The organism is Tundrisphaera lichenicola (assembly GCF_051175385.1).
Lineage (GTDB): Bacteria > Planctomycetota > Planctomycetia > Isosphaerales > Isosphaeraceae > Tundrisphaera > Tundrisphaera lichenicola.
This window is the reverse complement of record NZ_CP195106.1, coordinates 4,134,995-4,161,926: the sequence shown is the minus strand read 5'-3', so window position 1 is coordinate 4,161,926 and position 26,932 is coordinate 4,134,995. Positions and strand designations below refer to the sequence as shown.

Sequence of the window (26,932 nt, the reverse complement as noted above, 5' to 3'; positions counted from 1 at the left end):
GCTCCGTGGTAGTGATACCGGGGAAATCAAAGGAGTCATCCTGGTTTTGACGGTGCACGGAAGCTGGAGGGCCGGGTCGCCGGGGTGATCCTTCACCACAACACCAAATAATTACTTTTTATTTATGCTATGCCATTATTTGATTTTCCGATCGTCCCCACCCAGCCCTGAGGGACGCACAGGACTGGGACGGGCACTTCGCGGGATTGGGGCCGGTCTCGGTCCTGTGCATCCCTTTTCTCAATATCAGGATGAATTCTGATCGATACATCCTAGATGCTCAAGACCTCCACCGAGGAGCGGAAGAGCGACTGGGCCGTGTCATCGCTCTCGGGTCCGAGGATGGCGACGGAGTTGCCGGGCAGGTGGATGGTGTCTCCCCGGACCTCGACGCCCTGGTCGGCCGAGGCGAGATGCAAGTGGGTCGGCCGGGCCTCCCGGAGCGGGATGACCTGGGGCTCGTCGGCGAGGTTGGCGACGATCGAGACCAGGCCCCTCTCCACGAAGAGCCACTTCTGGTCCTCGCTGGATTCGGTCACAACCAGGTCGAGTCGGCCGTCGGTGAGCTGGGGGAGTTCGGCGCGGAGCCGGATCAAGGCCCGGTGCCATTCGAGGAGCTCGTGGTGGGGCTCGCGATCGACCTCGGACCAGTGGAGCTTGGAGCGCTCGAAGGTCTCGGGGGCTCCCGGGTCGGGCACGTCCTCGGGTTTCCAGCCGAACTGGCCGAACTCCTTCCGACGCCCCTCGGAGACCGCTCGGGCCAGGGCGGGGTCCTCGGCGAAGTCGGCGAAGTACTGGAACGGCGAGGTCGCGCCGAACTCCTCGCCCTGGAACAACATCGGGATGAAGGGCGCGGTCAGGACCAGGGCCGCGGCGACCTTGACCCGGTCGGGGGTCGTCAGGTGGCAGAGCCGATCCCCCTGGGCCCTGTTGCCGAGCTGGTCGTGGTTCTGGACGTAGCCCAGGAAGTGGTGCCCGGTCAGGCCGATCGGCGGTCGACCGTGGCGTCGGAGGCGGAAACTGGACCGGCGGCCGGTGTAGACGTACGAGGTCTGGAAGGACGTGGCCAGGTCCTTCATCGAGCCGAAGTCGGAGTAATACCCGTTCCGCTCGCCGGTGATCACCGAGTGGAGGGCGTGGTGGAAGTCGTCGGACCACTGGGCGTCGATCCCGAAGCCGCCGATCTCCCAGGGGCGGACGATCCTCGGGTCGTTCAGGTCGCTCTCGGCGATCAGGACCAGGTGCCGGCCCAGGTGGGCCTTCAGGACCTCGACCTCGGTGGCCAGTTGCTCCAGGAAGGTGATCGCGGAAGTATCGACGATCGCGTGGACCGCGTCGAGCCGGAGGCCGTCGAAGTGGTAGTCTCGGAGCCACATCAGGGCGTTGTCGCAGAAGTAGCGCCGGACCTCGTCGCTATAAGGCCCGTCGAAGTTCAGCGCGTCGCCCCAGGGGGTGTGGTGGCGATCGGTGAAGTAGGGGCCGAACCTCGGCAGATAGTTCCCCGATGGCCCGAGATGGTTGTAGACCACGTCGAGGATCACCGCGAGCCCCACGCCATGACAGGCGTCGACCAGCCGCTTCAGGCCGTCGGGGCCGCCGTATTCTTGGCGGGGGGCGAACAGGTTGACCCCGTCGTAGCCCCAGCCGAAGCGGCCGGGGAAGTCGGCCACCGGCATGATCTCGACGTGGGTCACGCCCAGCGACTTAAGGTGGTCGAGCCGCTCGATGGCGGAGTCGAAGGTCCCCCCCGGCGTGAACGTGCCGATGTGAAGCTCGTAGATCAGGGCCGAGGAGATCGGCCGGGCCTGGAAACGATCGTCGGTCCATCGAAACGCGGAGTGATCCACGACTTTCGAAGGGCCGTTGACCCCTCGGGGTTGCCAGCCGGACCGGGGGTCGGGGAGGCCCTCCGAGCCATCCACCGAGAATTGATATTCCTCTCCGGCTCGCGCCGGTCGACCGGTCGATTGCCACCAACCTTCGAGCTTGGGGTCTCGGTCCATCGGGATGTTTTCGTTCCCCACCCGTACAGAGATTCGTTCGGCAAGCGGGGCCCAAACGTGATAAGGAGCCATGATTCCCTCGGGAGGCCAATTCGATCCGATCGCGCTTCTCATCGAGGCGTCGAAAGCTTCATCCTCACAAGCACTCCTTCTCAGGGCAACCCGGATGCCAGTCCGTGGCCCCGATGGTAATTCCCCGGTCGGGGTCCTTGAAGCTCCCCGGTGGGACCAGTAAAGATGATCGGGACGGGTCTTCGGCCCGGACGCCTGGGGAGGGACGAATTGACGAGATTCCGGTCGAGATGGCTCGGAGCCGCCCTGGTGTCGATCGCGTTCGGCGTCCTGGCGACCTGGTGGTACGTCCGGGGTGGTCCCTCGACCGGCGAGATCGCCCGGGCCGAGCATGCGCTGGAGGTGGGCGACCTGACCGGGGCCAGGTCGATCCTCGCCCGGGTCCTAGAAGAAAGGCCCCGTGAGCCCCGGGCCCGATTGCTCTACGCCCGACTCCTGAGGCTTTCCGGGCGAGCCCGCGAGGCCGACGTCGCCCTGGGCCGGGCGATGGAGCTGGGAGTCCCGGAGGCGGACCTCTGGCGCGAATACGGGTTGCTGATCGCCGGGTCGGACTTCGGCAAGGCCGAGCCGATCCTGCTCCGGGCCTTGGGACGGTCGCCGCACGATCCCGAGATCCTGGCCGCGCTGACCGATGGGACCGCGCGCCAGGATCATTGGGTCGATTCGGTCGATTTCGCGAATCGGTGGCTCAAGGCGGAGCCGGATCGGGTGGAAGCCCGGATCGCCCGGGCCAGGGCGCTGGTCCGGACCGCTCGGCCCGGCGAGGCCGCGGCCGACCTCCGGATCGCGGCCGGACGCCGGCCCCGGGATTATCAGATCCGGCTTTTCCTGGCCGATTGCCTCATGGGGACGAACAACCCGGCGGGAGCCTCGGCCGAGTTCGAGGAAGCTCGACAGCTCCGCCCCGACCTCGCAGAGCCGCTCGTGGGGCTGGCTCGCTGCGACCTGGAGCTGGGCGAGCCGGATCGGGCTCGGTCTTCGCTGGACCGGGCCATCGAACTCGATCCCTCCTCGCGGATCGCACTGACCACGCGAGGCTCCCTGGCGGTCAAGCGTCAGCAGGACGAACTGGCGAAGGCCGACTTCGAGCGAGTCGTGGCCCTCGACCCGAATCACCGGGAAGCGCACTTCCAGCTCGCCCAGATCTACCGGAGGCTCGGCGAGCACCGGCGGGCCGAGGAGCACGAACGGGCCTTTCGCGAGCTGTCCGGGGCCCCTTCGGGGGTCCCGGAGGCCGGTCCGAACGTCGGACGCGAGTAGGTCGGCGACGACCGGCACGCGTTTCGCTTATAGTGGCGATCGAGTCCGCGCACGATCGAACGGCGTGCGACGGACGCGAACGGGGCGGGACTCGATGGTTGCCCCCTTGATCCTCAACCTCACGGAATCGCTATGCCTGTCCCAATGGCGACGTACCGGGTGCAGATGCACGCGGGATTCGGATTCGACGCGGCGGCGGAGATTGCCGTATATCTGAGCGACCTCGGGGTCACCCACCTGTACGCCTCCCCCTATCTCCAGGCGGGCAAGGGGAGCACGCACGGCTACGACGTGCTCGACCACTCCAAACCCAACGCCGAGCTGGGCGGGATCGAGGCACAGAGTCGCCTCTGCGAGGCGCTGGGGCGGGCCGGGCTCGGCCAGATCCTGGATATCGTCCCCAACCACATGAGCATCGCCAGTCGCGAGAACAAGTGGTGGTGGGACGTCCTGGAGAACGGCCAGTCCAGCCGATACGCCGCCTATTTCGACGTCGACTGGCATCCTCCCGAGGAGAAGCTGCGGGACACGGTCCTGATGCCGATCCTGGGGGATCATTACGGCCGTGAGGTGGAAGCCGGGCGCGTCAAGCTCCAACGGAACGGCGGGACCTTCACCTTCGAGTATTTCGACCACGTCATGCCGGTCGCTCCCCGGTCGTTCAACGACCTGCTCAACGAGGCAGCCCGGAAGGTCGGGTCGGACGAGCTGGCGTTCCTGGCCGACTCATTCGGCAATCTCCCGCACTCGACGGCGACGGATTTCGAGAGCGTCCACCGCCGGCATCGTGACAAGGAGGTCCTCCGATCGGCCCTCAACCGACTCTGTGTCGAGAATCCCGGAGTGGCCGCGGCCATCGACGCCGAGGTCGCCGAGATCAACGACCAGCCAGTCCGAGTCGACGCCCTCCTGGAGCGCCAGAACTACCGGCTGGCCTTCTGGAAAACGGCCGGCCAGGAGCTGGATTATCGCCGGTTCTTCGACATCAACACGCTGATCAGCCTCCGGATGGAGGACCAACGGGTCTTCGACGACAGCCATCGACTGATCCTGGAATGGGTCCGGGCCGGGGTCCTGGACGGCCTCCGGGTGGACCACCCGGACGGGCTTCGCGACCCGGCCGGGTACTTCCAGCGGCTTCAGAGGGCCGCGCCGAACGGCTGGATCGTGGTCGAGAAGATCCTCGAGCCCGGCGAGGCCCTGCCCGAGGACTGGCCCGTCGCCGGGACCACCGGCTACGACTTCCTCAACCGCCTGGGCGGACTCTTCGTCGACCCCGCCGGGGAAGGGCCGATCACCGACTTCTACTCCGAATTCACCGGGGAATCGGTCGACTACATCGCCATGATCCGCGAGAAGAAGCTCTATGTCCTGAAGGAGCTCTTCGGCAGCGACGTGAGCCGGCTGGTCAACCTCCTCTCCGCCGTCTGCGAGCGGCAGAAGCGCTATCGCGACTACACCAAGCGCGAATTGACCACGATGATTCGCGAGGTGATCGCCTGCTTCCCGGTCTACCGGACCTACGTCCAGGCCGACGAAGGGCGTGTCGGGCCGCGCGACATCGCCTATATCGACGAGGCGATCGAGGCGGCCAAGGCGAACCGGCCCGAGATCGACCCCGAGTTGCTGGACTTCCTCCGCGACCTGCTCACGCTCCGGGTCAAGGGGTCGGTCGAGTCGTCGCTGGTCATGCGGTTCCAGCAGAACACCGGCCCGGTGATGGCCAAGGGGGTCGAGGACACCACCTTCTACAATTTCAACCGCCTGGTCGTCCTGAACGAGGTCGGGGGCGATCCCAACCGGTTCGGCCTCCTCCCCTCGAAATTCCACGAGGAAAGCCTCGAGACCCAGCGTCTCTGGGCCACCTCCATGACGACGACCACCACCCACGACACGAAGCGATCCGAGGATGTCCGTGCGCGGATCTCGCTCCTCTCGGAGATCCCCCGGGCCTGGGCCGAGGCCGTCGGGCGTTGGGCCGAGCATAACCTGAAGTACAAGACCGACTCGTTCCCCGACCGGAACGCCGAATATCTCCTCTATCAGATCCTCGTGGGAGCCTGGCCGATCGACGTCGAGCGGGCCACGGCGTACATGCTCAAGGCCGCCCGCGAGTCCAAGGCCCATACCTCGTGGACCGACGGCAATGAGGTCTACGAGGAGGCCTTGAAGTCGTTCATCGCCGGGATCCTGGGAGACCGCGAATTCGTGGACGACCTGGGAGGCTTCGTCCAACCGCTGATCCCCGCGGGGCGGATCAACTCGCTCTCGCAAGCCCTGATCAAGCTGACCGCGCCCGGCGTTCCCGACATCTACCAGGGGAACGAGCTCTGGGACATGAGCCTGGTCGACCCGGACAATCGCCGGCCCGTCGACTACGCCATCCGCCGGAGGCTACTCGGAGAGTTGGACCGGGGGATGAGCCCCGAGGAGATCCTGGGCCGGACCGACGAAGGCCTCCCCAAACTCTGGGTGACTTCTCAGGCGCTACGGTTCCGGAGGCGGAAGCCCGAGCTGTTCGGCCCCGATGGGGAATACGCCCCGATCATGGCCGAAGGGGCCAGGGCCGATCACGTGGTCGCCTTCGCCCGGGGCGGGGGCTCGATCACCATCGCCCCCCGCCTCCCGATCAAGCTCGGGGGCGACTGGGGGGAAACCTCGATCGACCTCCCGCCCGGGAAATGGTCGAATGAGCTGACCGGAGGCGACGTCGGAGGGGGTCGGGTCCGGCTCGTCGAACTGCTGGCGCGGTTCCCCGTGGCACTCCTCTCACGCGGCGGGCCCTGAATCGTCCCGGGGCAATCCAGGGAGACCGGTGGTGGGGCAACTCGGCCCTACCACGCCCGCCCGCCCGCCCATCTGAGGCCGACAGCGAGCGATCGCCGCCCTACAAGTTTCGGAGCACGCCCTCGATGATCGAATCCGATCCACTCTGGTACAAAGATGCCATCATCTACGAACTTCACGTCAAGGCGTTCTTCGACAGCAATGACGACGGGATGGGCGACTTCCCCGGATTGATTCAGAAGCTCGACTATCTCCAGGACCTGGGCGTCACCTGCATCTGGCTCCTGCCGTTCTACCCGTCCCCCCTGCGCGACGACGGATACGACATCTCGGACTATCACGGGGTCCACCCCGGTTACGGCACCCCCAAGGACTTCAAGCTCTTCGTCCGCGAGGCCCATCGACGGGGCATCCGGGTGATCACCGAGCTGGTCATCAACCATACATCGGACCAGCATCCCTGGTTCCAGGCCGCCCGGAACGCCCCCAAGGGCTCGGCCAAGCGGGATTACTACGTCTGGAGCGACTCGCCCAAGAAGTACGACGGCGTCCGGATCATCTTCACCGACAGCGAGCCCTCGAACTGGTCATGGGACCCGGTGGCCAAGCAGTATTACTGGCACCGCTTCTTCCACCACCAGCCCGACCTCAACTTCGACAACCCGCACGTCCTCCGCGCGGTCTTCAAGATCATGCGGTTCTGGCTCGACATGGGCGTCGACGGGATGAGGCTCGACGCGATCCCGTACCTGATCGAGCGCGAGGGGACCAACTGCGAGAACCTCCCCGAGAGCCACGCCATCCTGAAGGCCTTCCGCAAGGAGATGGACGCCCACTACCAGGACCGGCTCTTCCTGGCCGAGGCGAACCAGTGGCCCGCCGACGTCTTGCCCTATTTCGGCGAGTCCGACGAATGCCACATGACCTTCCACTTCCCCTTGATGCCCCGGATGTTCATGGCGATCCGGTCGGAGGACCGGCACCCGATCGTCGAGATCATGCGGCAGACCCCCGAAATCCCGCCCGACTGCCAGTGGGCGCTCTTCCTCCGGAACCACGACGAGCTGACCCTCGAAATGGTGACCGCCGAAGAACGCGACTACATGTACAAGGAATATGCCGCCGATCCCCGGATGCGGCTGAACCTGGGGATCCGCCGGCGCCTGGCCCCGCTGATCGGCAACAGCCGTCGACGGATCGAATTGCTCAACATGATGCTCTTCTCGCTGCCCGGGACCCCGGTCCTGTACTACGGCGACGAGATCGGGATGGGCGACAACATCTATCTGGGCGACCGCGACGGCGTGCGGACCCCGATGCAGTGGAACGGCGACCGGAACGCCGGCTTCTCCCGGGCCGACTTCGCCCGGCTCTACGCCCCGCCGATCATGGACACGATCTACGGATACCAGGCGATCAACGTCGAGTCGCAGCAGCGCGACCCCTCCTCACTCCTCCAGTTCATGAAGCGGCTGATCGCCCTCCGCAAGCGTTACAAGGCGTTCGGCCGGGGTTCGCTCGATTTCCTCCACCCGCAGAACCGGAAGGTCCTCGTCTACGTCCGCGAGTTCGAGGACGAACGGATCCTGGTCGTGGCGAACCTCTCGCGATTCGTCCAGCCGGTCGAGCTCGACCTGGCCAGGTTCAAGGGACAGACCCCGTTCGAGATGTTCGGGCGGGTCCAGTTCCCGATGATCGGCGATACGCCGTATTTCCTGGCCCTGGCCCCGTCTTCGTGCATCTGGTTCCAGCTCGAGACGGTGACCAGCCCGACCGTCGGGGGGTCCGAGCAACTGCCCGCCCACGAGGTCGAGGCGATCCCCAAGATCACCCTCACCGCGGGCTGGGAGACCCTCCTGGAGGGCCGGGAGCGGGCGATCCTGGAACGCGCCGTGCTCCCGGCCTTCATCCGGCGTCAGAGATGGTTCGGCTCGAAATCCCGGATGCTGGAGACTGTCTCGATCCGCGACTGGATCACCTTCCCCGGCGATGGGGCACCGACGGTCATCGTTTACGCCCGGACCTTCGACAGCGAAGGGAATTTCGAGGATTACCAGATCCCGATGGCCGTCATGACCGGCTCGGCCGCCGAGGCGATCCTCCAGAATAGCTCGGCAGCGATCCTGGCCCATGTCGCCTCGAATTCCGGGGAGGGCATCCTCTGCGACGCCACCATCTCCGAGGAATTCTCCACCCGGCTCCTCGACCTGATCGGGGGCTCCCGCGAGATCAAGACGCGCCAGGGACGACTGGCCGGGCAGACCACCTCGGCCTACGAGCCCCACGAAGGCGAGCTCGGGCCGATCCGACGGGGGACCACGGAGTCGAGCAACTCCAGCGTCGGCTTCGGCGACCGATACTGGCTCAAGCTCTGCCGGAGGATGATCGACGGGCCGAGCGTCGACTACGAAGTGGGTCGCTTCCTCACCGAGAAGGCGGGATTCCCCCGAGCACCCAAGACCCTGGGCGTCCTGGAGTTTCGCCGGAGCAAGCGCGAGCCGAGGACCGTGAGCCTGCTCCGCGAGTTGATCCCGAACCAGGGCCAGGCCTGGGAGCTGATGCTGGAGGTGGTCGGTCGCTACTTCGAGGAGGTCTCGGGGGAGGCGCATCGGCTCGATCAAATGGACGCCTCGCCGGCCCTCGTCTTCGAGTTGAGCGAGCAGGAGGTCCCCAACGACGTCGCCGAGATCCTCGGCTCGGCGATGCTGACCGCACGAGTCCTCGGCCAGCGAACCGCCGAGCTACACCTGGCCCTGGCCAGCGAGCCGGACGACCCCGACTTCGCCCCGGAGCCGCTGGCCGAGGACGAGCTGACCCGGCTCTCCTCGCGGCTCGTGCACCAGGCCGGGGCCAGCCTCGGCACCCTGAAGGATCAGATCGACACGCTGCCCGCCGACCTTCGATCCATCGCCGACGAGTTGCTGGCGGCACGACCCCGGCTCATGGAGCTGCTCAGCCGCCGGCCCGATCCGGGCGAGGGGCTGGTGAAGATCCGCGTCCACGGCGACTATCACCTCGGCCAACTCCTGCTCCAGGAGGGCGATTTCTTCATCCTCGACTTCGAGGGGGAACCCGGCCGATCGATCGAGGAACGCCGGGCCAAGCAGTCGCCCTTGAAGGACGTGGCCGGGATGCTCCGATCATTCGACTACGTGGCTTATAGTGCCCTGTACCGGATCGCCAAGGTCCACCCGGATGCCCTGGATCGGCTCGAACCCTGGGCCAAGATCTGGCGAACCTGGATGTCGGCCGAGTTCCTCAAGGAGTACCGGAGAGTGGCCAAGAGCTTGCTCCCCACCGATTCAGGAGCGGCCCGACAATTGCTGGACCTTCTCCGGCTCGAAAAGGCCCTGTTCGAGCTTCAATATGAGCTCGACTATCGACCCGACTGGGTCCGGATCCCCCTGATGGGCATCCTGCACCTGATCCGGACCGAGGAGACCCCGGGAGTGACTCGCGGTTGAGTATCTCCCCCTCAGGCGTTCCCGGGGCGAAGCATCGAGGGTTTCAGGGATTCCCTTGCTTGGAGACCGCGCGATCCTCGATGCTTCGCCCGAGATCGGTCCCCGATCGCGTCGGTTCGCAGCCCTCCATTGACCTACTTCGCCCGCCCTGTTGCTGAACAACTTTCGATCTACCGAGGCCACCATTCATGTCCGGGACTGGTCCCGATCCCCTCCGAGAGCTGGCGCGATCGTTCGGCGTGCAGCTCGATTACGTGGCGATGGACGGCCAGGATCGGCCCGCTTCGAGCGAGTCGCTCCTCGGGGTCCTCCGGGCCCTGGGCGTGGAGATTTTCGACGAGTCCGAGGCTCCCGAGGCACTCTCGGAGCGACGGCTCTCCCTCTGGCGTCGCCGGATCGAGCCGGTGATCGTCGCCTGGGAGGGTGAACCCTCCTCGACGGAAGTCCGGCTCCCGTCGAGCCTGGCCTCGTCGCGGTTGAAGTGTGGACTGATCGAGGAATCGGGCCAATCCCACTCCTGGGCAGCTTCCGCGGACGAGATGGCCGTCGAGGGATCGGCGGACTTCCAGTTCGAGCGGTTCGTCTCTCGACGGCTCCGCCTGCCGGAAGGTCTATCACCTGGGTACCACCGACTCTCGGTCGAGTTCGAGGATGGGAAGACGGCCGAATCCCTGGTGATTTCCGCCCCTCGGCGGGCGTATCAGGGCTCGACCGGGTCGGGCAAGCGTCCCTGGGGCGTCTTTTGCCCGCTCCACTCGCTTCACGGGGCCCGGAGCCGAGGCGCGGGCGATCTCGCCGACCTGGAAGCCCTGATCGACTGGACGGCCGGGCTCGGCGGAGGCCTGGTGGCCACCTTGCCCATGCTCGCTTCCAGCTTCGACGGCCCTTCGCCGGTCATCAGCCCCTACTCGCCGACCTCTCGCCTGTTCTGGAATGAGTTCTATCTGGACCTCGACCGGATCCCGGAGATGGCCCACTCCGAGGCCGCGCGATCCCTGCTCCAGTCGGACGACTTCGGGCGTGAGTTCGAGGCCCTCCGGGGCGAGGGGCTGGTCGATTACGGCCGCCAGATGAGGCTCAAACGCGCGGTCCTGGAGCAACTGGCCGAGGACTTCCAGGGGATCGAGGGGGATCGGAAGGCCGCCTTCCGGGCGTTCATCGCGAGGCATCCCGAGGTCGAGAAATACGCCTTCTTCCAGGCCGCTGGCGAGCGTCATGGACGAGACTGGCGCACCTGGCCGGCCTCGCTCAACGCCGCTCACGCCGCCCAAGATGGGGCCGACATCGACCCTCGGGCCTACCGTTATCATCTCTATGCCCAGTGGCAGGCCGACGAACAGCTCCGAGATCTGGCCGCTCGGGCCCGCGGCAAGGGGCTTTCCTGGTATCTCGATTTCCCGGTCGGGGTCGACTTCAACAGCTTCGACGTCTGGAGCCAGCCCGAGGCCTTCGCCACCGGGGCGAGCGTCGGGTGCCCGCCCGACCCGGTGTTCACCAAGGGGCAACACTGGGGGTTCCCGCCGCTCCACCCCGACCGCCAGCGAGAGCAAGGTTACAAGTACCTGATCGCCTCATTCCGGAATCACTTCCGGCACGCCAACGCCCTCCGGATCGATCACGTGATGGGGCTGCACCGCCTCTTCTGGATCCCCACGGGGGCCGAGGCCAAGGACGGGGCCTTCGTCTCGACCCCGAGCGAAGAAATCTACGCGATCCTCTCGATCGAGTCGCATCGACAATCCGCCTGGCTGGTCGGAGAGGATCTCGGGACCGTCCCGCCCGAGGTCGAGGGAGCGTTGAAAGACCACGGAATCCGGGGGATGTACGTCGTTCAATACGAGATCAGGACCGATGCGGACGTCCCGCTCCGCGAAGTTCCCGAGGCCACCGTGGCCGGGGTCAATACCCACGACATGCCCCCCTTCGCCGCCTTCTGGCAGGGACTGGACCTCGACGACCGGAAGGATCTCGGACTTCTCGACGCCGAAGCCCTGGAGCAGCAACGCCAGGTCCGGGCCGACCAGCGCATGGCCGTGGTGGAGTTCCTCAGGGCCGAAGGGATGCTGGCCCCCGACCTGGACGACACCGGCTCGGTCCTCCGGGCGACCTGGGACTGGCTGGCCGCCTCGCCCGCCGGGTTCCTCCTCCTCAACGTCGAGGACCTCTGGCTCGAGACCGAGCCCCAGAATACGCCGAACACCTACCTGGAACGGCCCAACTGGCGGAGGAAACTCCGCCGGGCGTTCGAGGGCTTTGCCGAGAATCCCGACTTCCTCCGGACCCTCAAACGGATCGACAAGCTCCGGTCGGAACCCGCGCGTTCCCATGGTTGAAGTCGGGCGATTCGGGCGGAACGTGGACTGGCATGGGCCGGGGTTGTCGACGCCAGAAGGCCGGCCCCGGATCATCCGGGACCGGCCTTCTTAGGTTGGATCTTTTCCGGAAGGCCGTTTCAACCCCCCGGAGGAAGCTCGGGGAGCGAAGAGTCGGAAGGCAAGGGGGGCAACGAAGATTCGGGGGGCAGGGGGGGGAGTGTCATCGGGGCGAGTTCCCCGACCGTCTCACCCGGGGCCGGGCTGGAGCCGGGCATAGGGACCAAACCGAAGACGGGGGCGGAGGCTCGCGTCACTCCGGGATCGGAGTCGGGTCGGGGCACGGGCCGATCCAGCGACAGGGAGCCGTGCTCGCCGGCCGGGGCCGTCGGGGCGAGCGGGCTTGGAGGAGGCCCCAAGGGGCCGACCGGGGCCGGGAAGGGGGCCTTAGGCCCGCCGAAGTCCTCGCCCAGGGGGGGCATATCCGGCACGGGGTCGGCCATCGTCGGGCCGTTGATCGGCTCGGGCCGGTAAGATCCGTCCAGCGGGACGTGGAACTGTCCGTGGGCCGGGCGTTGATCCTTGGCCTGGATGTAGGCCTTCCTGGGCGACGGGCCTTCGGCCACCGCGATATTGTCGTAGGCCAGGAGCGTGCCCTTGGCTTCTTCCAGGGCGGCGATCGAGGTGTTGTAGCTGGTCTTGAACTGCGCCTCCTGGGCGATCGCGTTGGCATACTGGCTCACGGCGTCGAGGAGCCGGTCGATGGTGATCCGGCCTTCCTCGTAGAACGCCTTCTGGGCCGAGAGTCGCTCCTGGGCGGCGGCCCGGAGTCGCTGGGCGGTCCGGAACTGCTTGTAGTTGGAATCGACTTCCAGGAAGAAGCGGGAGAGGGCGTGGGTCGATTGGTGGACGATCTGCTGGAGGAAGGCACGCTGCCTCAGGAGCTGGTACTGGGCCTGGCGGGTCTGGGCCAGGGGAGCCCGGAAGCCGATCGGCATCGAGAAGGTCAGGCCGACCTGCCACTGGTTGAAGTCGGTGACCCGCTGGGGTTGGGTGTTCACCCCCGCAGTTCTATTCTGGAGGTTTGTGATCGGATTGATCACGTCCAGTCCCCCGCCGGCGGCGACCGACTCGGCCTGGTCGAGATGCCGTCCCAGCCCGTTGAACTGGTAGAGGGCATTGAGGTTCAACTGCGGGAGGAGCTGGTTCCGGGCCAGCAGGAGCTGCAACTCGGTCAGACGGACCAGGAGCTGCTGCTGGACGATGTCGGGCTGGAAGGCGAGCATCTGGGCCAGGCTGGTCTCCCAGTCGGGCTCGAGGCGGGCCTCGGTGGGGGCGGTATCGGGGACGATCCGTCGATTATCCGCCGGGGGCAGGCCCAGGATGTTCCGGAGCTGACGCTCCGTCGTGACCACGTCCGAGGTGGAGGTGACCAGGTTCAGCTTGAAGTTTTCGAGCTGCTGCTCGGCCTCGGCGACATCGGCGGTGGTGGCCCGGCCGACTTCGAGCTCGGCCCGCTCGCGGCGGAGGATCTCCTCGCCGAGCCGCACGGCCGTCTCGCGGCTCCAGAGGGCGATCTGCTGCTGCGAGAGCGACCAGTACTGCTGCTCGATCGAGCGGACGTGCGCCATGATGGAGGCTTTGAAGTTCCAGACCGAGGCATCGGCATTGAGCCGAGCGATCACGATACTGGCCCGGTTGGCCTCCAGGCCGCTGGGATTCTGGGCGGTCCCGCCGAGCAACGGCTGGGTGATCGAGAGCTGAGTGTTGGTCGTGTAGGCCGAGGGGAAGACGTTGGCCGGGCTGTTCGAGTAGAGGTAGCTGACGTTGTGCTGGATCTGCATGACGGCACCGGTCGCCGCCCGCTTCTGCAAGGTGGACTGGAAGGTCGCGGTGTCCTGCTCGAAGACCAGCGGATAGCGGGCCCCGACGCCGACGACACCGGCCGAGATGCTGTTATTGATCGGGGTCGTGCTATTGCCCCAGAGGATGCTGGTGGTGAAGTTGGCGTCGAAGACCGAGAGGGCCGTGGCGATCTGGGTCTCCTGGATCGCCGGGTCATAGACCGTGGACAACGACCCGGCACCCAGCGCGGCACCGGCACCGGCCCCGGCATTGGTGGCGTAGGGGGTCGGCTCGAAGCCACCGAGCGGGATGCCCTGGGCACCCAGCGAGATCACGCGAACGACCTCGGAATTATCCAGGCCGATCCGGATCGCCTCCGGCAGGGTCATGTGCCAGATCTCGTCGGCTTCGGGATTTTCGGTGGTCCGGGGGCGAGCGACCTTGGGTAAGGAGGTCGCCAGGTTGCCGGTGAAGTTGGCCTGCTTGACCTCCCGGTCCTCCGCCGCGATCGTCCCCATGGGGTCATGGGGCACGGCCTTGGACTGGTCGATGTGGGGTAACTTCTGGCAACCTGCGGAGCCGCTCAGGGCCACCGCCGCCGCCAAAGTGTACCGGTTCGCGAGCTTGGTCAATCGCATGGCCAGTCCATCCTTGACATTGAGCGCCATGAGCGGCGTGGGGCGAAGTCGCAGGGTCCGATCACACCGCCCCGAGAGGCCAATCCCGGCCTTCCCAACTTCGGTTGTCGGTCGGGCGGCTCGACCCGCCCCGGCCCACATCGGTCCTTGGAACCTCACGATGACCACGCCCTCCCCGTCCATGGGTCCGCCTGTCTACATCCCGCATCCCGCATGGATGGACGAGCCCGAACGTCCCGGGCGATTCCTTCGCACCGGGCCGGAGTCTCGACCCATCGACCTCGTCATTTTGTATCGGCCGCCGAAGAAGTGCGTCTTGAGAGGACTTTGCGGATCATACGGATTAGTCGGCCGCGAGCCTAGGTCAAAGCAACCATCCCGATCGGTACGCGAGGGTCCTTCGACTCGAGGCCACGGTTCCAGCCTATAAGGACACCGGCCGACCGATCCTTCCCGAAAATCAGGCGCGTCCCCGCTCGGCTTCGGGATAGGCCATGCTCATCCGAGGTGGCCGGGCCTGGGCGCGAGCCTCCCGACGGCGGGCCCACCACATCCTCAGCCCGCGGATCTCCCCGGGCTCGGTCCCGTCCAGTGCATGGCCCAGGAACTGGAGCCCGAATCCCCCCAGGAACAGCACGAGAGCGAAGGCGAAGACCGGGATCGAGAGAAGGAGCAGATAGATCGGCATCAGCAGGACGCCCAGGATCGTCCCGGGGATCCCGAACAGATGAAGCACGAAGCTCCGAGGGTCTCGATGACGCTCGATCCAGTCGTTGACCAGGGGCGAGGGAGATTGCGGCGGGTAAAGCATGAAGCAGACTCCGACCGTCGGCCGGCCCTGTCCGGGGGGCGCGGCTTGACGACTCCTCTTCTCGCGGTTAGGGTGTGCGTTCCGGCGGAACCTAAGATAAACGACCGGGTTCGGTCCTCGCAACCGTCCACCGACCCCCGATCGCCAACGACTCGGTATCGGGGCCTCGGGGCGTCACGGAGCATCGTCTGACATGGCCCATGAAGTGACCCTGATCCCCGGCGACGGCGTCGGTCCCGAACTCGCCGAAGCCACCAAGTTCTGCATCGAAGCCACCGGCGTCGACATCAAGTGGGAGGTCGAGGAGGCCGGCGTCGACATCATGGCCAAGGTCGGCACCCCGGTGCCCGACAGCGTCATCGAGTCCTGCCGGCGGACCAAGGTGGCCCTGAAGGCCCCGATCACCACGCCCGTCGGCACCGGATTTCGATCGGTCAACGTCTACCTCCGCCAGGCCCTCGACCTCTACGCCTGCGTCCGCCCCTGCAAGCACTACGAGGGCGTCCGGACCTACTTCGACAAGGCCAAGGTCGATCTCGTGATCGTCCGCGAGAACACCGAAGACCTCTACCTCGGCTGCGAGTTCGAGAAGGGCAAGCCCGAGACCCTCGAGCTGATCGCCGACATCAAGAAGCTCAACGGCAAGACGATCCGGCCCGACTCCGGCATCTCGATCAAGCCGATCTCGGTGACCGGGACCGAGCGGATCGTCAAGTACGCCTTCGAATACGCCCGGAAGCACGGGCGGAAAAAGGTCACCAGCGTCCACAAGGCGAACATCCTCAAGTTCTCCGACGGCCTCTTCCTCGAAGTCAGCCGCGAGGTCGCCAAGGGCTACCCCGACATCGAGTTCGAAGACCGGATCGTCGACAACATGTGCATGCAGCTCGTCCAGAAGCCCGAGCTCTACGACGTCCTGGTCCTGCCCAACCTCTACGGCGACATCCTCTCGGACCTCTGCGCCGGGCTGGTCGGCGGCCTGGGAGTGGCCCCGGGGGCGAACATCGGCGACGGCGGGGCGGTCTTCGAGGCCACCCACGGCTCGGCCCCGAAGTACAAGGGCCAGTGGAAGATGAACCCGACCGCCCTGATCCTCTCGGGGGCCCTGATGCTCGAGCACCTCGGCGAGGTCGAGGCCGCCAAGAAGCTCGAAGCGGCCGTCGCCCAGGTCATCAAGGAAGGCAAGGATGTCACCTACGACATGAAGGCCGACCGGAACGACCCCTCGGCCGTCGGCACGATGGAGATGGCCAAGGCGATCGCCAAGGCGATGGGCGCCTGAGGTCGGCCGCCCCGGCGAGGTTTCCCCGATGCTCGTAGGGCAGGGCATGCCCTACGAGGGTCGATCGGGCACGGTCCTCCGGCCCCGATCCGAATCCAAGGATGGTTCTCGTGAAGATCGACGAGGCCGCATTCCTCCGCCTGGTCCGGGGCGAGTCGCGAGGGTTCCTGCCCGGCGCGGCCCGGCTTGGCCTCGGGGGCATCTCGGGCCTCTATCGCCTGGGGGTCGGGGCGCGGAACCTGGCGTTCGACCGGGGGTGGAAGGCCGGCCATCGGGCCGAGGTCCCGGTGATCTCGGTGGGGAACCTGACGCTCGGCGGGACCGGCAAGACGCCGATGGTCGAGTGGGTCTCGCGGTGGTTCCGATCCCGAGGGGTCCGCGTGGCGATCCTGAGCCGGGGTTATGGCGACTCCTCGGGGATGAACGACGAGGGGCGGGTCCTCGAAGAGAACCTGCCCGACGTCCCGCACCTCCAGGCGCCCGACCGGGTCGACCTGGCTCATCGCGCGGTCGAGGAATTGGAGAGCCAGATTTTGGTCCTCGACGACGGGTTCCAGCACCGGAGGCTGGCCCGCGACCTCGACCTCGTCCTCCTCGATGCGCTCGACCCGTTCGGGCTCGGCCGGGTCTTCCCTCGGGGGCTCCTGCGTGAGCCGGTGGGGTCCCTGAAGCGGGCGGGGGTGGTCGTCCTCTCGCGGGCCGACCTGGTGGACGAGCCGACCCGGGCCTCGATCCGCGAGCGGGCCGAGCGTCAGGCCGGGCCGCTCCGATGGGCGACCGCGCGGCATGCCCCTCGCGATCTACTGGACGATAAAGGCGAATCCTACCCGCTCTCCGATCTTTCCGGCCGGAAGGTCGGGGCGTTCTGCGGGATCGGGAACCCGGAGGGTTTCCGGCGGACCCTGGAAGGGCTCGGGCTGGAGTTGGTGGGGTTCCGGACATTCCCCGACCATCATCCTTATGGGGCCCCGGACATGGCCGACCTGTCAAGCTGGGCCCGGTCGATCGGTGCCGAAGTCGCATTGACGACTCAGAAGGATTCCGTCAAGTTACGCGCGCCGGGCCTGGGCCCCGCGCCGCTCCGCGCGCTGCGGATCGGCCTGGAAGTGATGGACGGGTCCGAGACGCTCGATCGGGCCCTCTCGGACCTGATGCCCCCGGGAGAGGATGCCCCGTGACCCCTGCCGATGACGCCCTCGACCTGGAGTCGCTCCGGTACGAGCCCCTGGCCGATCGCCCGAGCAAGGTCGGGCTGGCCGACCTCGGTCGCCCCTCCGCCCCGGGCGTGAGCCTGGAGGACTGGCTCGACGGCCTGCCCGACATCCTGGCCGGTCGCGGCCTGAAACGGCTCCGGGACGCGATCGTCCGGTCGGTCGAGGCGAAGGCCCCGGTCGTCGCGGCCCTGGGCGGGCACGTGGTCAAGACCGGCTGTGCCCCCTACCTGATCGACTGGATCCATCGGGGGATCCTCAACGGCCTGGCGATGAACGGATCGGCGGCGATCCATGACCTGGAGCTGGCCATCTCCGGCCGGACCAGCGAGGACGTCGGGCCTCGCCTGATGGCCGGCACGTTCGGGTTCGCCCGCGAGACCTCCGACCTGTTCGCGAGGGCCGCCGACCGCGCGGCCGAGACGCGATCCGGGCTGGGCGCGGCCCTGGGCGCCCTGGTGATCGAGCAGGGCGGTCCGGGGCTCGACTCCAGCCTGCTGGTCGCGGCCCGGAGGGCGGGCATCCCCTTGACGGTCCACGTGGCGATCGGGACCGACATCGTCCACATGACCCCCCGGCTCGACGGCGCGGCGCTGGGTCGTGCGTCGCTCGACGACTTCCGAATCCTGACCGAACTGATCGCCCGGATGGCCGGCGGGGCCTGGCTCAACCTGGGGAGCGCGGTGGTGATGCCCGAGGTCTTCCTGAAGGCGGTCGCCATCGCCCGGAACCTCGGCAAGTCGCTCGACGGCCTGACCACGGCCAACCTCGACTTCAATCAGCAATACCGGGGACTCCTGAACGTCCTCCAACGCCCGGGGGCCGAGGGGATTGCCCTGACCGGCCATCACGAGCTGATGATCCCGCTCCTTCATGCGTCCGTCGTGAACAAGCTGGCCGGGGTCTCCCCAAAATGACCATCCTCGTCTTCTGCCCCAACCTTGTCGGCGACACCGCGATGGCCACCCCGGCCTTCCGCTCCCTCCGGCTGGGTTTCCCCGGCTCGAAGATGATCGCGGTCATCAAGCCGAAGCTGGCCGCCACGCTCGACGGCGGACCCTGGTTCGAAGAAATGGTCCCGTTCGACCCGAAATCGAAACGGCCCGAGGAACGGTCGAAGGCGGTCGTCCGTCGCCTCCGAGGCGAGCGGGCCGACCTGGCCGTGCTGTTCCCCAACTCGTTCCGATCGGCCCTAATGGCCTGGCGATCGGGGGCGAGACGGCGAGTCGGCTACGATCGAGGGGGTCGCGGGTTCCTCCTGACCGACCGACTGCCAGCCCCCCTCGATGAGCAGGGCCGGTTCCGGGTCTCGCCCATCGTCGACTATTACCGGGAGATCCCACGCCTCCTGGGATGCCCCGACGACGGACCCCGGCTCGACCTCTACACGACGCCCGAAGACGAGGCCGCGGCCGATCGGGCGTGGTCTCGACTGGGGTTGGGCCCGGCGAAGCCGGTCGTGACCCTGAACACCGGCGGGGCTTTCGGACCGGCCAAGAGCTGGCCCGAAGGGCACTTCGCCACCCTGGCCCGTCGGCTGGTCGACGAGGGGGGCGTCTCGGTCCTGGTCGTCTGCGGGCCCGGCGAGCGCGACGCCGCGCGGTCGATCGTGGCCCAGGCCGGTCGAGCCGAGGTCGTTAGCCTGGCCGACGAGCCGATGGGCCTGGGCCTGACCAAGGCATCGATTCGGCGGTCGAGCCTCCTGGTGACGACCGACTCCGGCCCCCGCCACTTCGCGATCGGGTTCGATGTCCCGGTCCTGACCCTCTTCGGGCCGACCCACATCGAATGGACCCTGACCCGGCATCCCCGTTCGCTCCACCTCCATCATCCGGTCCCCTGCGGCCCCTGCCAGCGCCCGACCTGCCCCGAGAAGCATCACCGATGCCTCCGGGACATGAGTCCGGATTCGGTCTATGCGGCAGCCCTCGGGATGCTCAGGGGTTCGGGAACCGGCGTCGAACGGATCGAGGCGGTCTGACATGCCCGTCTGGATGGTCACCGGAGGATCGGGATTCCTGGGCCGGAACTTCCTGGATCGCGGGAAGCCCGAGGGAGTCGAGGTCATCGCGATCGGTCGGAGCCACCCCTCGGGAGTGGCATTCCTCCCCGCCGATCTCGACGACCCCCGCTCGGTCGACCGGGCCGTGGCCGAGATCGCCCCGGATGTGGTGTTCCACCTCGCGGGCCGGACACCTCCCGGTTCACCGGAGGATTTTTATCGATCGAACACGATGGGCACGGTCCACCTGCTCGACGCCCTCCGGGACTCCGTCCGTGCCTGTCGGGTGGTCCTGGCCGGATCGGCGGCGGAACTGGGACCGGTCCCTGTCGAGGACCTGCCGGTCGCCGAGGATTATCCCTGCAAGCCGGCCGACGCCTACGGGCTGAGCAAATGGCTGGCCACTTCGGCCGGGCTGGCGGCGAGGGGATCCCTGGAAGTGATCGTGGCCCGGATCTTCAACCCGATCGGGCCGAGGCTCCCGGAGTCGCAGGCACTCGGCCGGTTCGCGGGGATGCTTGGGCTGGGGACCGGGCCGATCCAGCTCACCGTCGGCGATCTCGGAGCCCGCCGCGACTTCGTGGATGTCCGCGACGTGGCGGGGGCACTGATGGCCCTGGCGGATCGCGGGAGACCGGGCCAGGTCTACCACGTGGGGACGGGTCGATCGCAACGGGTGGGGGACGGGCTGGACCGGCTGATCGCGCTGAGCGGTCGCGAGGTCCTGGTCGAGGTCGACCCCGCCCTGGCCCGAAGGCGAGGGCCGGGCGACTCCCGGGCCGACGTCCGGAGAATCGCCGAAGACACGGGGTGGTCGGCCGCGATCCCCTGGGAGCAAAGCCTTTACGACCTCTGGCATGAGGCCGCCGGGATGTCCGGGCGGGCTTGACCGTTCGAGAAGCCCCTCGTATCATGCCGCCCGCGGCCCGAGGACCGGGCTGCCACCAGACCAAGGAGGGTCGGGATGTCCAGCCGCCGGTGGTTGATCGTGGTCGCCATTCTCTCGGCGGCCTTGCATGTCGTGGGGATGGCCCGGACGCCCCTGCCCGCTCAGGACGGTTTGAAGTTCCTCCGGGTGGCCCGTTCGTTCCAGACCGGTTCATGGGTCGATGCCGTTCGGGGTTCGGATCAGCACCCGCTCTACCCGGCGCTGGTCGCCCTGGTCGAGCCGGTCCTGGCCTGGCCGATGGGCCACGGTCCCGATGCCTGGCGGATCGCGGCGCAGCTGATCTCGGCCCTGGCGGCGGTCGCGCTGCTCTGGCCGCTCCATGAGCTGGCCCGCCGGATGTTCGACGACCGGACGGCCGACCTGACCGTCTTCCTTTATGCGATGCTGCCGTTCCCGGCGGCGATCGGCCACGACACGCTCGCGGATAGCCTAGCCCTGAGCTTCACGATCGGGGCACTCTGCCTGGGCGAACGGACGATCCGGACCCGCTCCTGGGCCTCGGCGATCGGCTGCGGGGCCCTGGCGGGGCTGGGTTTCTGGACCCGGCCCGAGGTCGCGCTGGTGCCCCCGGTCGTGGTCATGGCCGCGATGTGGGGCTGGCGACCCTGGCGGGACGAGTTCGCCCTCTTCGCCCGGCTCCTGGCGATGTCGGCCGCGATCCTCGGGTTCGTCGGCACCTATGGGCTGGTCAAGGGACAGCTCTCGGAAAAACTTTCACTGCGGTGGTCGACCTCGGTCGGCATCGACGCGATGGCCTCGAAGAAGGCCGCCCCGACCCTCCCCCGAGGGCTCGACAACCCCCGATTCGACTTCTCTCCCAAGGAAGAGTCGGACCACGCGAGCCTCCGGGGCCTCCCGCTGGCGGCGACCGGGAGACTCGCCCGCGAATGGGCCGAAGGGATCTCTTTCCTGCTCGTGCCGGTCGTGGTCTGGGGCGTGATCCGGGGCCGGTCGAGGCCGGGTACGGTGGAGGGTCGTCGGCTGGTCCTGGTCTATCTGGCCGTCTTCTCGGCCATCGCGATCCGGCACGCCTCGACGCTGGGCTACCTCTCGGGACGGCACGCCCTGAGCCTGATCGCGGTCGCGGTCCCGTGGGCTTCGGCGGGTATCTGGGCCTGGGTCGAAGGCTTCCCCGCTCGTCGGGGGATCTCGATCGAGCGGGGTCGGAGGCTGGGCTATGCCGGCCTGACCGCGCTGGCGGTCGTGGGAATCACCGCACAGGCCAAGGCCGGGCACCCGAGCCGATGGGGCTACCACGCGGCCGGGATCTGGCTGGCCGACCGGGCAAAACCGGGCGAAGCGGTGCTCGACACCCGAGGCTGGGCGTCGTTCGTCAGCGAGGTCAAGTCTTATGACTACTGGCACGTCAAGCAGGCTCTCTCGGACCGGAATCTCCGCTACGTGGTAGTGGGGACGGACGAATTGAAGGCCGATAGCCGGAGGGCCGCGACGCTCCGGGCGATGCTGGCCCACGCGGGGCACCCCGCCGCGACGTTCTCCGGCAGGAGGGACGGCCGAGGCTCGGGCGTCGAGGTCTACCGATTCGACCCGCCCCGATCCTGGGAAGGGGTCCAACCTTGACCGGAAGTCATGGGGATTTACTCACTCGACTGACCCGAGGGACGCGCTGGTCCTGGCGGGCCGAGCGTCACGCCTCCACGCTGCCGCCCGACTTCGAGTCGAGCGTGATGGCCCTGGAGACCTCGGACCAGCACCACGCCAAGCAGGGGCGATCGACGGCGAGGGTCCGATTCGACTCGGGTCCTGCCACGCTCTCGGTCTTCCTCAAGCGGCATTACCGCCTCCCCTGGCCGAGCCGGATCGGCGCCTTGCTCAACCCCGCCGGTCGGCACTCGCCGGCCTCGGCCGAGTGGGCGCACCTGGAGCGGGCCCGAGGGCTGGGCATCCCCGTGCCCGAGGTCGTGGCCGCCGGGGAGTGGATCGGGCCCTGGGGGATGCTCCAGAGCTACCTGATGGTTGCCGAGTTGATCGGGCATGCGCCGCTCCACGAGGCGGTACCCGAACTGTCCCGGACGCTCGACCCGGCGGCCTTCGCCTCGATGAAGCGGGCCATCATCGCGGAGATGGCCCGGATCACGGCGAAGCTCCACGCGGCCTGGGCCTTCCACAAGGATCTGTACCTCTGCCACTTCTTCCTCGATCTCCGGCCGGGGGCCGATCGACGACCGAAGCTCTGCCTGATCGACCTCCACCGGCTGGCCGTCCACCGATGGACGGCCCCTCGCTGGCGCTGGAAGGATCTCGGCCAGTTACTCTTCTCGACCTACGGGGTCCGGGGGATCGACGATCGCGACCGGCTCCGATTCTGGATGCACTACCGACGACATCTCGCCGTGATCCTCCCCTCAATCCAGTCGCGGATCATCCGGGACAAGGCGGCCCGATATCTCGCCCATAACCAGTGAAGGGAACTTCATGCGGCTTGCCCTGAATTTCCAGCGGATCGACCCCACCCGAGGGGGTGCCGAGACCTACGTCGTGGACCTCTGCCAACGACTGGTCCGGGCCGGCCATCAGCTCGACGTCTTCGCGAACTCGTGGAAGGCGGGGGCGTTGCCCGAAGCGGTCGGGATGATCCGGGTCGAGGCCCAGGGCTGGTCGAGGTCGGGGCGGATCTGGAACTTCGCGAGGAACTCCGCGCGAGCCCTGGCGGCGGCGAGCGATCGTTACGATTGCTCGATCGGCCTGATCAACACCTGGCATCACGACGTGATCATCCCGCAAGGGGGCGTCCATCAGGCGAGCCTCGCGGCCAACGCGATGCGATTCCCGAGCGGCTGGAGAAGATCGGCCTACATTCTGGGGAAGCGGGCCAATCCCAAGGCTCGACTCTATCGGGCGATCGAGCGCCGGCAGTATGACCCTGCCCGATCGGCCCGGGTCGTGGCGGTCTCGGAGATGGTCCGTGGACACCTGGAGAAGTTCCACGAAGTCCCCCGCGACCGGATTCGCGTGATCCCCAACGCGATCAACACCGATCGCCTGGCCGTCGAGGATCCGGCGCGGGCCCGCCGCGATTTCCGCCGGGATCTCGGTCTGGGGCCGGATGACCTGATCGCGCTCTTCGTCGGCCACAACTACAGCCTGAAGGGCCTCAAGCCACTCCTGATGGCGCTCGAAGAGCGTCGCCGACTCGATCCGTCCGCGAGGCCAATCCACCTGCTCGCCTGCGGAGGGGGCCGACCCGCACCGTTCCGGGAGCTGGTCCGCGAGCTGGGCCTGGACGACGTGGTCCACCTCCAGGGATTCGTCCCGGAGATCCGATCCGCCTTCCACGCCAGCGACTTCTTCGTCCTGCCCACCTATTACGACCCGTGTTCGCTGGTCGTCTTCGAAGCCCTGGCCTGCGGGCTTCCGGTCATCACCACCGCCTGCAATGGCGCGGGGGAGATCATGACCGAAGGGCGGGAAGGCTTCGTGATCCCCGCCCCCGACGACCGAGGATCGCTGATTCAAGCGATGGGCCGGATGGTGGACGACGAAGCCCGTCGCGAGATGTCGGCCCACGCCCGGCGGCTCGGTCGCGAGCAGTCGTTCGATCAGCATGTGGCGAGACTCATCGACCTGTTCGAGGACGTGGCCGGATCGCGGGGCAGTTTCGCCCGATCGGCCGCCTGACGCTTCACCCATCGAAGGGAGCCCGTCCCATGCAAGCGATCCTCCTGGCGGGCGGCAAAGGGACCCGGCTCCGCCCCTACACGGCGGTCCTGCCCAAGCCGCTGATGCCGATCGGCGGGGACGACCCGCTCCCGATCATGGAAGTGGTCCTCCGCCAGCTCGCCCGGTTCGGGTTCGACGAGGTCACGGTGATCACCGGATACCTCACCGAGCTGATCGAGGCCTTCTTCGGCGACGGCCGGAAGTTCGGCACCCATCTGACCTACCGGCGCGAGGTCTCGCCGCTCGGGACGGCGGGGGGGCTCGCCCTGATGGCTCGGCCCGACGAGTCGGTCCTGGTCATCAACGGCGACATCCTCACCACGCTCGACTTCGGCGAGATGTACCGGTTCCATCGCGACCGGCGGGCGGCGGCGACCATCGCGTCGTACCCTCGCGAGGTCCGGATCGACTTCGGCGTCCTGGAGTTCGGCAACGACCCGCACGTCCTGACCGGCTATCGCGAGAAGCCCGAGTTCTCGTTCCAGGTCAGCATGGGCCTGTACATCCTCGACCCGATCGCCTGGGACTACCTCACGCCGGGACAGACCTTGCAGATGCCCGACCTCCTGGAGACCATGCGAGGGGCGGGGCATCCCGTCCACTGCTTCAAGAAGCCGTGCTACTGGCTCGACATCGGGCGACATGACGACTACGCAACGGCCAACGAGGTCTTCGAGGCCCGCCGGAAGTCGTTCCTCGGCGAGCCCATCCGAGCCACCCCCACCAAGATCGGTCGCGACCAATGAACGGGGCCTTCGCCACGATCGCCAGCCTGCTGGGTGCCTACCTGATCGGGTCGATCCCGTTCGGCCTGCTCATCGCCCGATGGTTCGGCGGGGTCGACATCCGGACGGTCGGCTCGGGGAACATCGGCGCGACCAACGTCGGGCGAGTCCTGGGCTTCCGGTTCTTCGTGGTCGTCTTCCTGCTCGACTTCCTCAAGGGCTTGCTGCCCACCCACTATCTGCCGCCGATCGCCTCGGGTGTCTCGAGCTTCAAGCTGCCGCACCTGCCGGTCGGCGTGGCGATCGCGACGATCCTCGGGCACAACTTCCCGCTCTACCTCAGGTTCAAGGGGGGGAAGGGGGTCGCCACCAGCCTCGGGGCGGTCTCGGCCCTCGATGCCTTCGCCAGCGTCTCGGCGGCGACCGGCTTCACGATCTCCCTGATCATGACCCGCTTCGTCTCGATGTCCTCCATCGTGGGCGGCCTGGTCTGGATGCTCGCCCACTTCCTTCGGATCGAGAAACCCTTCGCCCGGGAGGAGATCGCCATGACCCTCGCCTCGTTCGGCCTGATGGGGCTCCTGATCGCCCGGCACCGCAAGAACTTCGTCCGGATCGGCAACGGGACCGAGCCCAAGGTGAACTTCCGCAAGAAGAAAAAGGGGGACGAGCCCCGACCGACGGGCCGAGTCCTGCCGTTCCTGGTGGTCGGCCTGGCCGTCGTCGCGGGAGGCACCGCGCTGACCCTGAACGCGGCGAGGCAGCCCGAGGCCGACTTCGGCCCGTATCACGCGGTCGAGATCGCCCGGGTCGCCACCGGTCACCAGCGGGCCGAGCGGCTCGCCTTCGCCGACCATGGCCGGCTCCTCGCGGCGACCTGCCCTCGATACAACCGGGCGATGCTCTACCGGGTGACGAGCGGCCACGGTCTCGAACTGGTCCGGGACATCACCCTCGGCGGACGACCCGTCGCGGTCTCCCCGACCGCCGATCGCCTCTATGTCCTGGTCCGGCCGACCAACGACGCCCGACACGTCGAGGAAGGCTGGTGGGAAACGTTCGACTTCGAGGGGAATCCCGCCGGCCCCAGGATCGTCGTCGGGTACTATCCCGATGACATGACGATCACCCCCGATGGCCGGCACGCCCTGGTCCTGACCTCGGGCCGAGGGGAGGGGGACGACCATCGACCCGCCCCGGCCTTGACCGTCTACGACCTGGCCACATCGGCGATGATCTCCCGCCTGAACTTCGACCAGACCGGCGACGACCTCGCCCGCGTGGCCCTCTCGGCCGACGGCAAGACGGCGGCGGTCTCGATCCAGGGTTCGAATGCCGTGGCCTGGGTCGACCTCGCCGATCGGGCCAATCCCGCTTTGATCGCCCGTCGCGACTGGCCCGCCGAGTCCTCGCCCGGGGCCCTCCACTTCGATCGAGGAGGCGGCCTGATGGTCGTGGACGAGACCGGGGAGGCCCTGAATCTCCTGGCCAGGCCCGATGCCGAGCCGGTGATTTATCCAGTCGATGGCGGGATCGGCGACGTCGTGGATATCCCGGGCGAGCCGGATTATCGGGCCGTGACGGAGCCCTATGACTCGGGCGTTGCCTTCCTGCCCGTTGAAGCGACACCTGAATTCGAAGAGGCCCGACTCGCGATCAAGGGACGGGCCAATCTCGCGTCGACCCGGCCCCTCGGCCTCGCCTTCGACCCCTCGCGGAGCCTGCTGGCCGTCTCGAACCGATCGGGCGGGAGTATTCACCTCGTCTCGATCCGGAAGCTGGGCGTGGCTCGATAACATCAGGCGTGCTCGACGCGGCGGGGGCTGGACGCCCCGGTGCTCGTCCGCGACAATTCTTGAGAGCGTTGTCGACGAAATCGGGCGCGGTGGC

17 protein-coding genes are annotated in these 26,932 nt (G+C 67.4%); 14 read left to right on the top strand and 3 right to left on the bottom strand.

The window, feature by feature from the left end:
• Window positions 1–272 precede the first annotated feature (272 nt).
• A complete protein-coding gene (gene treZ / locus P12x_RS16535) occupies window positions 273–2,075 on the bottom strand; it encodes a malto-oligosyltrehalose trehalohydrolase (RefSeq protein ID WP_435005435.1) in 1,803 nt (600 codons plus the stop codon).
• A gap of 249 nt (window positions 2,076–2,324) precedes the next feature.
• Between treZ and P12x_RS16530 the strand changes: the two genes are divergently transcribed.
• The 4 genes from P12x_RS16530 to malQ all read left to right on the top strand — a co-directional run bounded on the left by P12x_RS16530 (window position 2,325) and on the right by malQ (window position 11,919).
• Entirely contained in the window at window positions 2,325–3,335 is a 1,011-nt protein-coding gene (locus P12x_RS16530; protein ID WP_435005434.1) for a tetratricopeptide repeat protein, read from the top strand.
• A gap of 132 nt (window positions 3,336–3,467) precedes the next feature.
• Complete coding sequence (gene treY / locus P12x_RS16525) at window positions 3,468–6,122, top strand: malto-oligosyltrehalose synthase (RefSeq protein WP_435005432.1); 2,655 nt, start codon at window positions 3,468–3,470, stop codon at window positions 6,120–6,122.
• A 125-nt stretch (window positions 6,123–6,247) separates the two neighbouring features.
• On the top strand, window positions 6,248–9,586 hold the full coding sequence (gene treS / locus P12x_RS16520; protein ID WP_435005430.1) for a maltose alpha-D-glucosyltransferase: 3,339 nt from the start codon (window positions 6,248–6,250) through the stop codon (window positions 9,584–9,586).
• A gap of 188 nt (window positions 9,587–9,774) precedes the next feature.
• Window positions 9,775–11,919, top strand: coding sequence for a 4-alpha-glucanotransferase (malQ, locus tag P12x_RS16515; protein WP_435005428.1), 2,145 nt, complete (start codon window positions 9,775–9,777; stop codon window positions 11,917–11,919).
• Between the two features lie 119 nt (window positions 11,920–12,038).
• Here the strand turns inward: malQ and P12x_RS16510 are convergent, their stop codons facing one another.
• Both P12x_RS16510 and P12x_RS16505 read right to left on the bottom strand, forming a co-directional pair.
• Window positions 12,039–14,540 carry a TolC family protein gene (locus P12x_RS16510; RefSeq protein ID WP_435005426.1) on the bottom strand — a complete coding sequence of 834 codons (2,502 nt, stop codon included), beginning with the start codon at window positions 14,538–14,540 and terminating at the stop codon, window positions 12,039–12,041.
• A 301-nt stretch (window positions 14,541–14,841) separates the two neighbouring features.
• The gene (locus tag P12x_RS16505; protein ID WP_435005425.1) at window positions 14,842–15,192 is read right to left on the bottom strand and encodes an Mpo1-like protein; all 351 of its coding nucleotides are present in this window, start codon (window positions 15,190–15,192) and stop codon (window positions 14,842–14,844) included.
• A gap of 193 nt (window positions 15,193–15,385) precedes the next feature.
• Here P12x_RS16505 and P12x_RS16500 point away from each other — a divergent pair, with 193 nt between their 5' ends.
• From P12x_RS16500 to plsY, 10 genes are all read left to right on the top strand, one after another.
• A complete protein-coding gene (locus P12x_RS16500; RefSeq protein ID WP_435005423.1) occupies window positions 15,386–16,474 on the top strand; it encodes an isocitrate/isopropylmalate dehydrogenase family protein in 1,089 nt (362 codons plus the stop codon).
• A 110-nt stretch (window positions 16,475–16,584) separates the two neighbouring features.
• Window positions 16,585–17,652, top strand: a complete 1,068-nt coding sequence (lpxK, locus tag P12x_RS16495) for a tetraacyldisaccharide 4'-kinase (protein WP_435005422.1) — start codon at window positions 16,585–16,587, stop codon at window positions 17,650–17,652.
• Window positions 17,649–18,602 (top strand): hypothetical protein, encoded by a 954-nt coding sequence (locus tag P12x_RS16490; RefSeq protein WP_435005421.1) that lies wholly within the window; start codon window positions 17,649–17,651, stop codon window positions 18,600–18,602. Before lpxK ends, P12x_RS16490 begins: the two co-directional genes overlap by 4 nt.
• A complete protein-coding gene (waaF, locus tag P12x_RS16485) occupies window positions 18,599–19,666 on the top strand; it encodes a lipopolysaccharide heptosyltransferase II (protein ID WP_435005420.1) in 1,068 nt (355 codons plus the stop codon). Before P12x_RS16490 ends, waaF begins: the two co-directional genes overlap by 4 nt.
• 1 nt (window position 19,667) lies before the next feature.
• A complete protein-coding gene (locus tag P12x_RS16480) occupies window positions 19,668–20,576 on the top strand; it encodes an NAD-dependent epimerase/dehydratase family protein (protein ID WP_435005419.1) in 909 nt (302 codons plus the stop codon).
• A 75-nt stretch (window positions 20,577–20,651) separates the two neighbouring features.
• Window positions 20,652–22,217, top strand: a complete 1,566-nt coding sequence (locus tag P12x_RS16475; RefSeq protein ID WP_435005417.1) for an ArnT family glycosyltransferase — start codon at window positions 20,652–20,654, stop codon at window positions 22,215–22,217.
• Window positions 22,214–23,062, top strand: coding sequence for a lipopolysaccharide kinase InaA family protein (locus P12x_RS16470; RefSeq protein WP_435005416.1), 849 nt, complete (start codon window positions 22,214–22,216; stop codon window positions 23,060–23,062). The genes P12x_RS16475 and P12x_RS16470 overlap by 4 nt, the downstream gene beginning before the upstream one ends.
• 10 nt (window positions 23,063–23,072) lie before the next feature.
• Window positions 23,073–24,275 (top strand): glycosyltransferase family 4 protein, encoded by a 1,203-nt coding sequence (locus tag P12x_RS16465; RefSeq protein WP_435005414.1) that lies wholly within the window; start codon window positions 23,073–23,075, stop codon window positions 24,273–24,275.
• 29 nt (window positions 24,276–24,304) lie between these two features.
• Window positions 24,305–25,063 (top strand): sugar phosphate nucleotidyltransferase, encoded by a 759-nt coding sequence (locus P12x_RS16460; RefSeq protein ID WP_435005413.1) that lies wholly within the window; start codon window positions 24,305–24,307, stop codon window positions 25,061–25,063.
• Window positions 25,060–26,838, top strand: a complete 1,779-nt coding sequence (gene plsY, locus P12x_RS16455) for a glycerol-3-phosphate 1-O-acyltransferase PlsY (RefSeq protein ID WP_435005411.1) — start codon at window positions 25,060–25,062, stop codon at window positions 26,836–26,838. Before P12x_RS16460 ends, plsY begins: the two co-directional genes overlap by 4 nt.
• Window positions 26,839–26,932 lie beyond the last annotated feature (94 nt).

Coding starts and splice junctions, on each gene's coding strand:
- treY (WP_435005432.1), top strand. CDS start 3,468: ATGCCTGTCCCAATGGCGACGTACCGGGTGCAGATGCACGCGGGATTC.
- P12x_RS16465 (WP_435005414.1), top strand. CDS start 23,073: ATGCGGCTTGCCCTGAATTTCCAGCGGATCGACCCCACCCGAGGGGGT.
- P12x_RS16500 (WP_435005423.1), top strand. CDS start 15,386: ATGGCCCATGAAGTGACCCTGATCCCCGGCGACGGCGTCGGTCCCGAA.
- waaF (WP_435005420.1), top strand. CDS start 18,599: ATGACCATCCTCGTCTTCTGCCCCAACCTTGTCGGCGACACCGCGATG.
- treS (WP_435005430.1), top strand. CDS start 6,248: ATGATCGAATCCGATCCACTCTGGTACAAAGATGCCATCATCTACGAA.
- P12x_RS16475 (WP_435005417.1), top strand. CDS start 20,652: ATGTCCAGCCGCCGGTGGTTGATCGTGGTCGCCATTCTCTCGGCGGCC.
- P12x_RS16460 (WP_435005413.1), top strand. CDS start 24,305: ATGCAAGCGATCCTCCTGGCGGGCGGCAAAGGGACCCGGCTCCGCCCC.
- plsY (WP_435005411.1), top strand. CDS start 25,060: ATGAACGGGGCCTTCGCCACGATCGCCAGCCTGCTGGGTGCCTACCTG.
- malQ (WP_435005428.1), top strand. CDS start 9,775: ATGTCCGGGACTGGTCCCGATCCCCTCCGAGAGCTGGCGCGATCGTTC.
- P12x_RS16480 (WP_435005419.1), top strand. CDS start 19,668: ATGCCCGTCTGGATGGTCACCGGAGGATCGGGATTCCTGGGCCGGAAC.
- P12x_RS16505 (WP_435005425.1), bottom strand. CDS start 15,192: ATGCTTTACCCGCCGCAATCTCCCTCGCCCCTGGTCAACGACTGGATC.
- treZ (WP_435005435.1), bottom strand. CDS start 2,075: ATGGCTCCTTATCACGTTTGGGCCCCGCTTGCCGAACGAATCTCTGTA.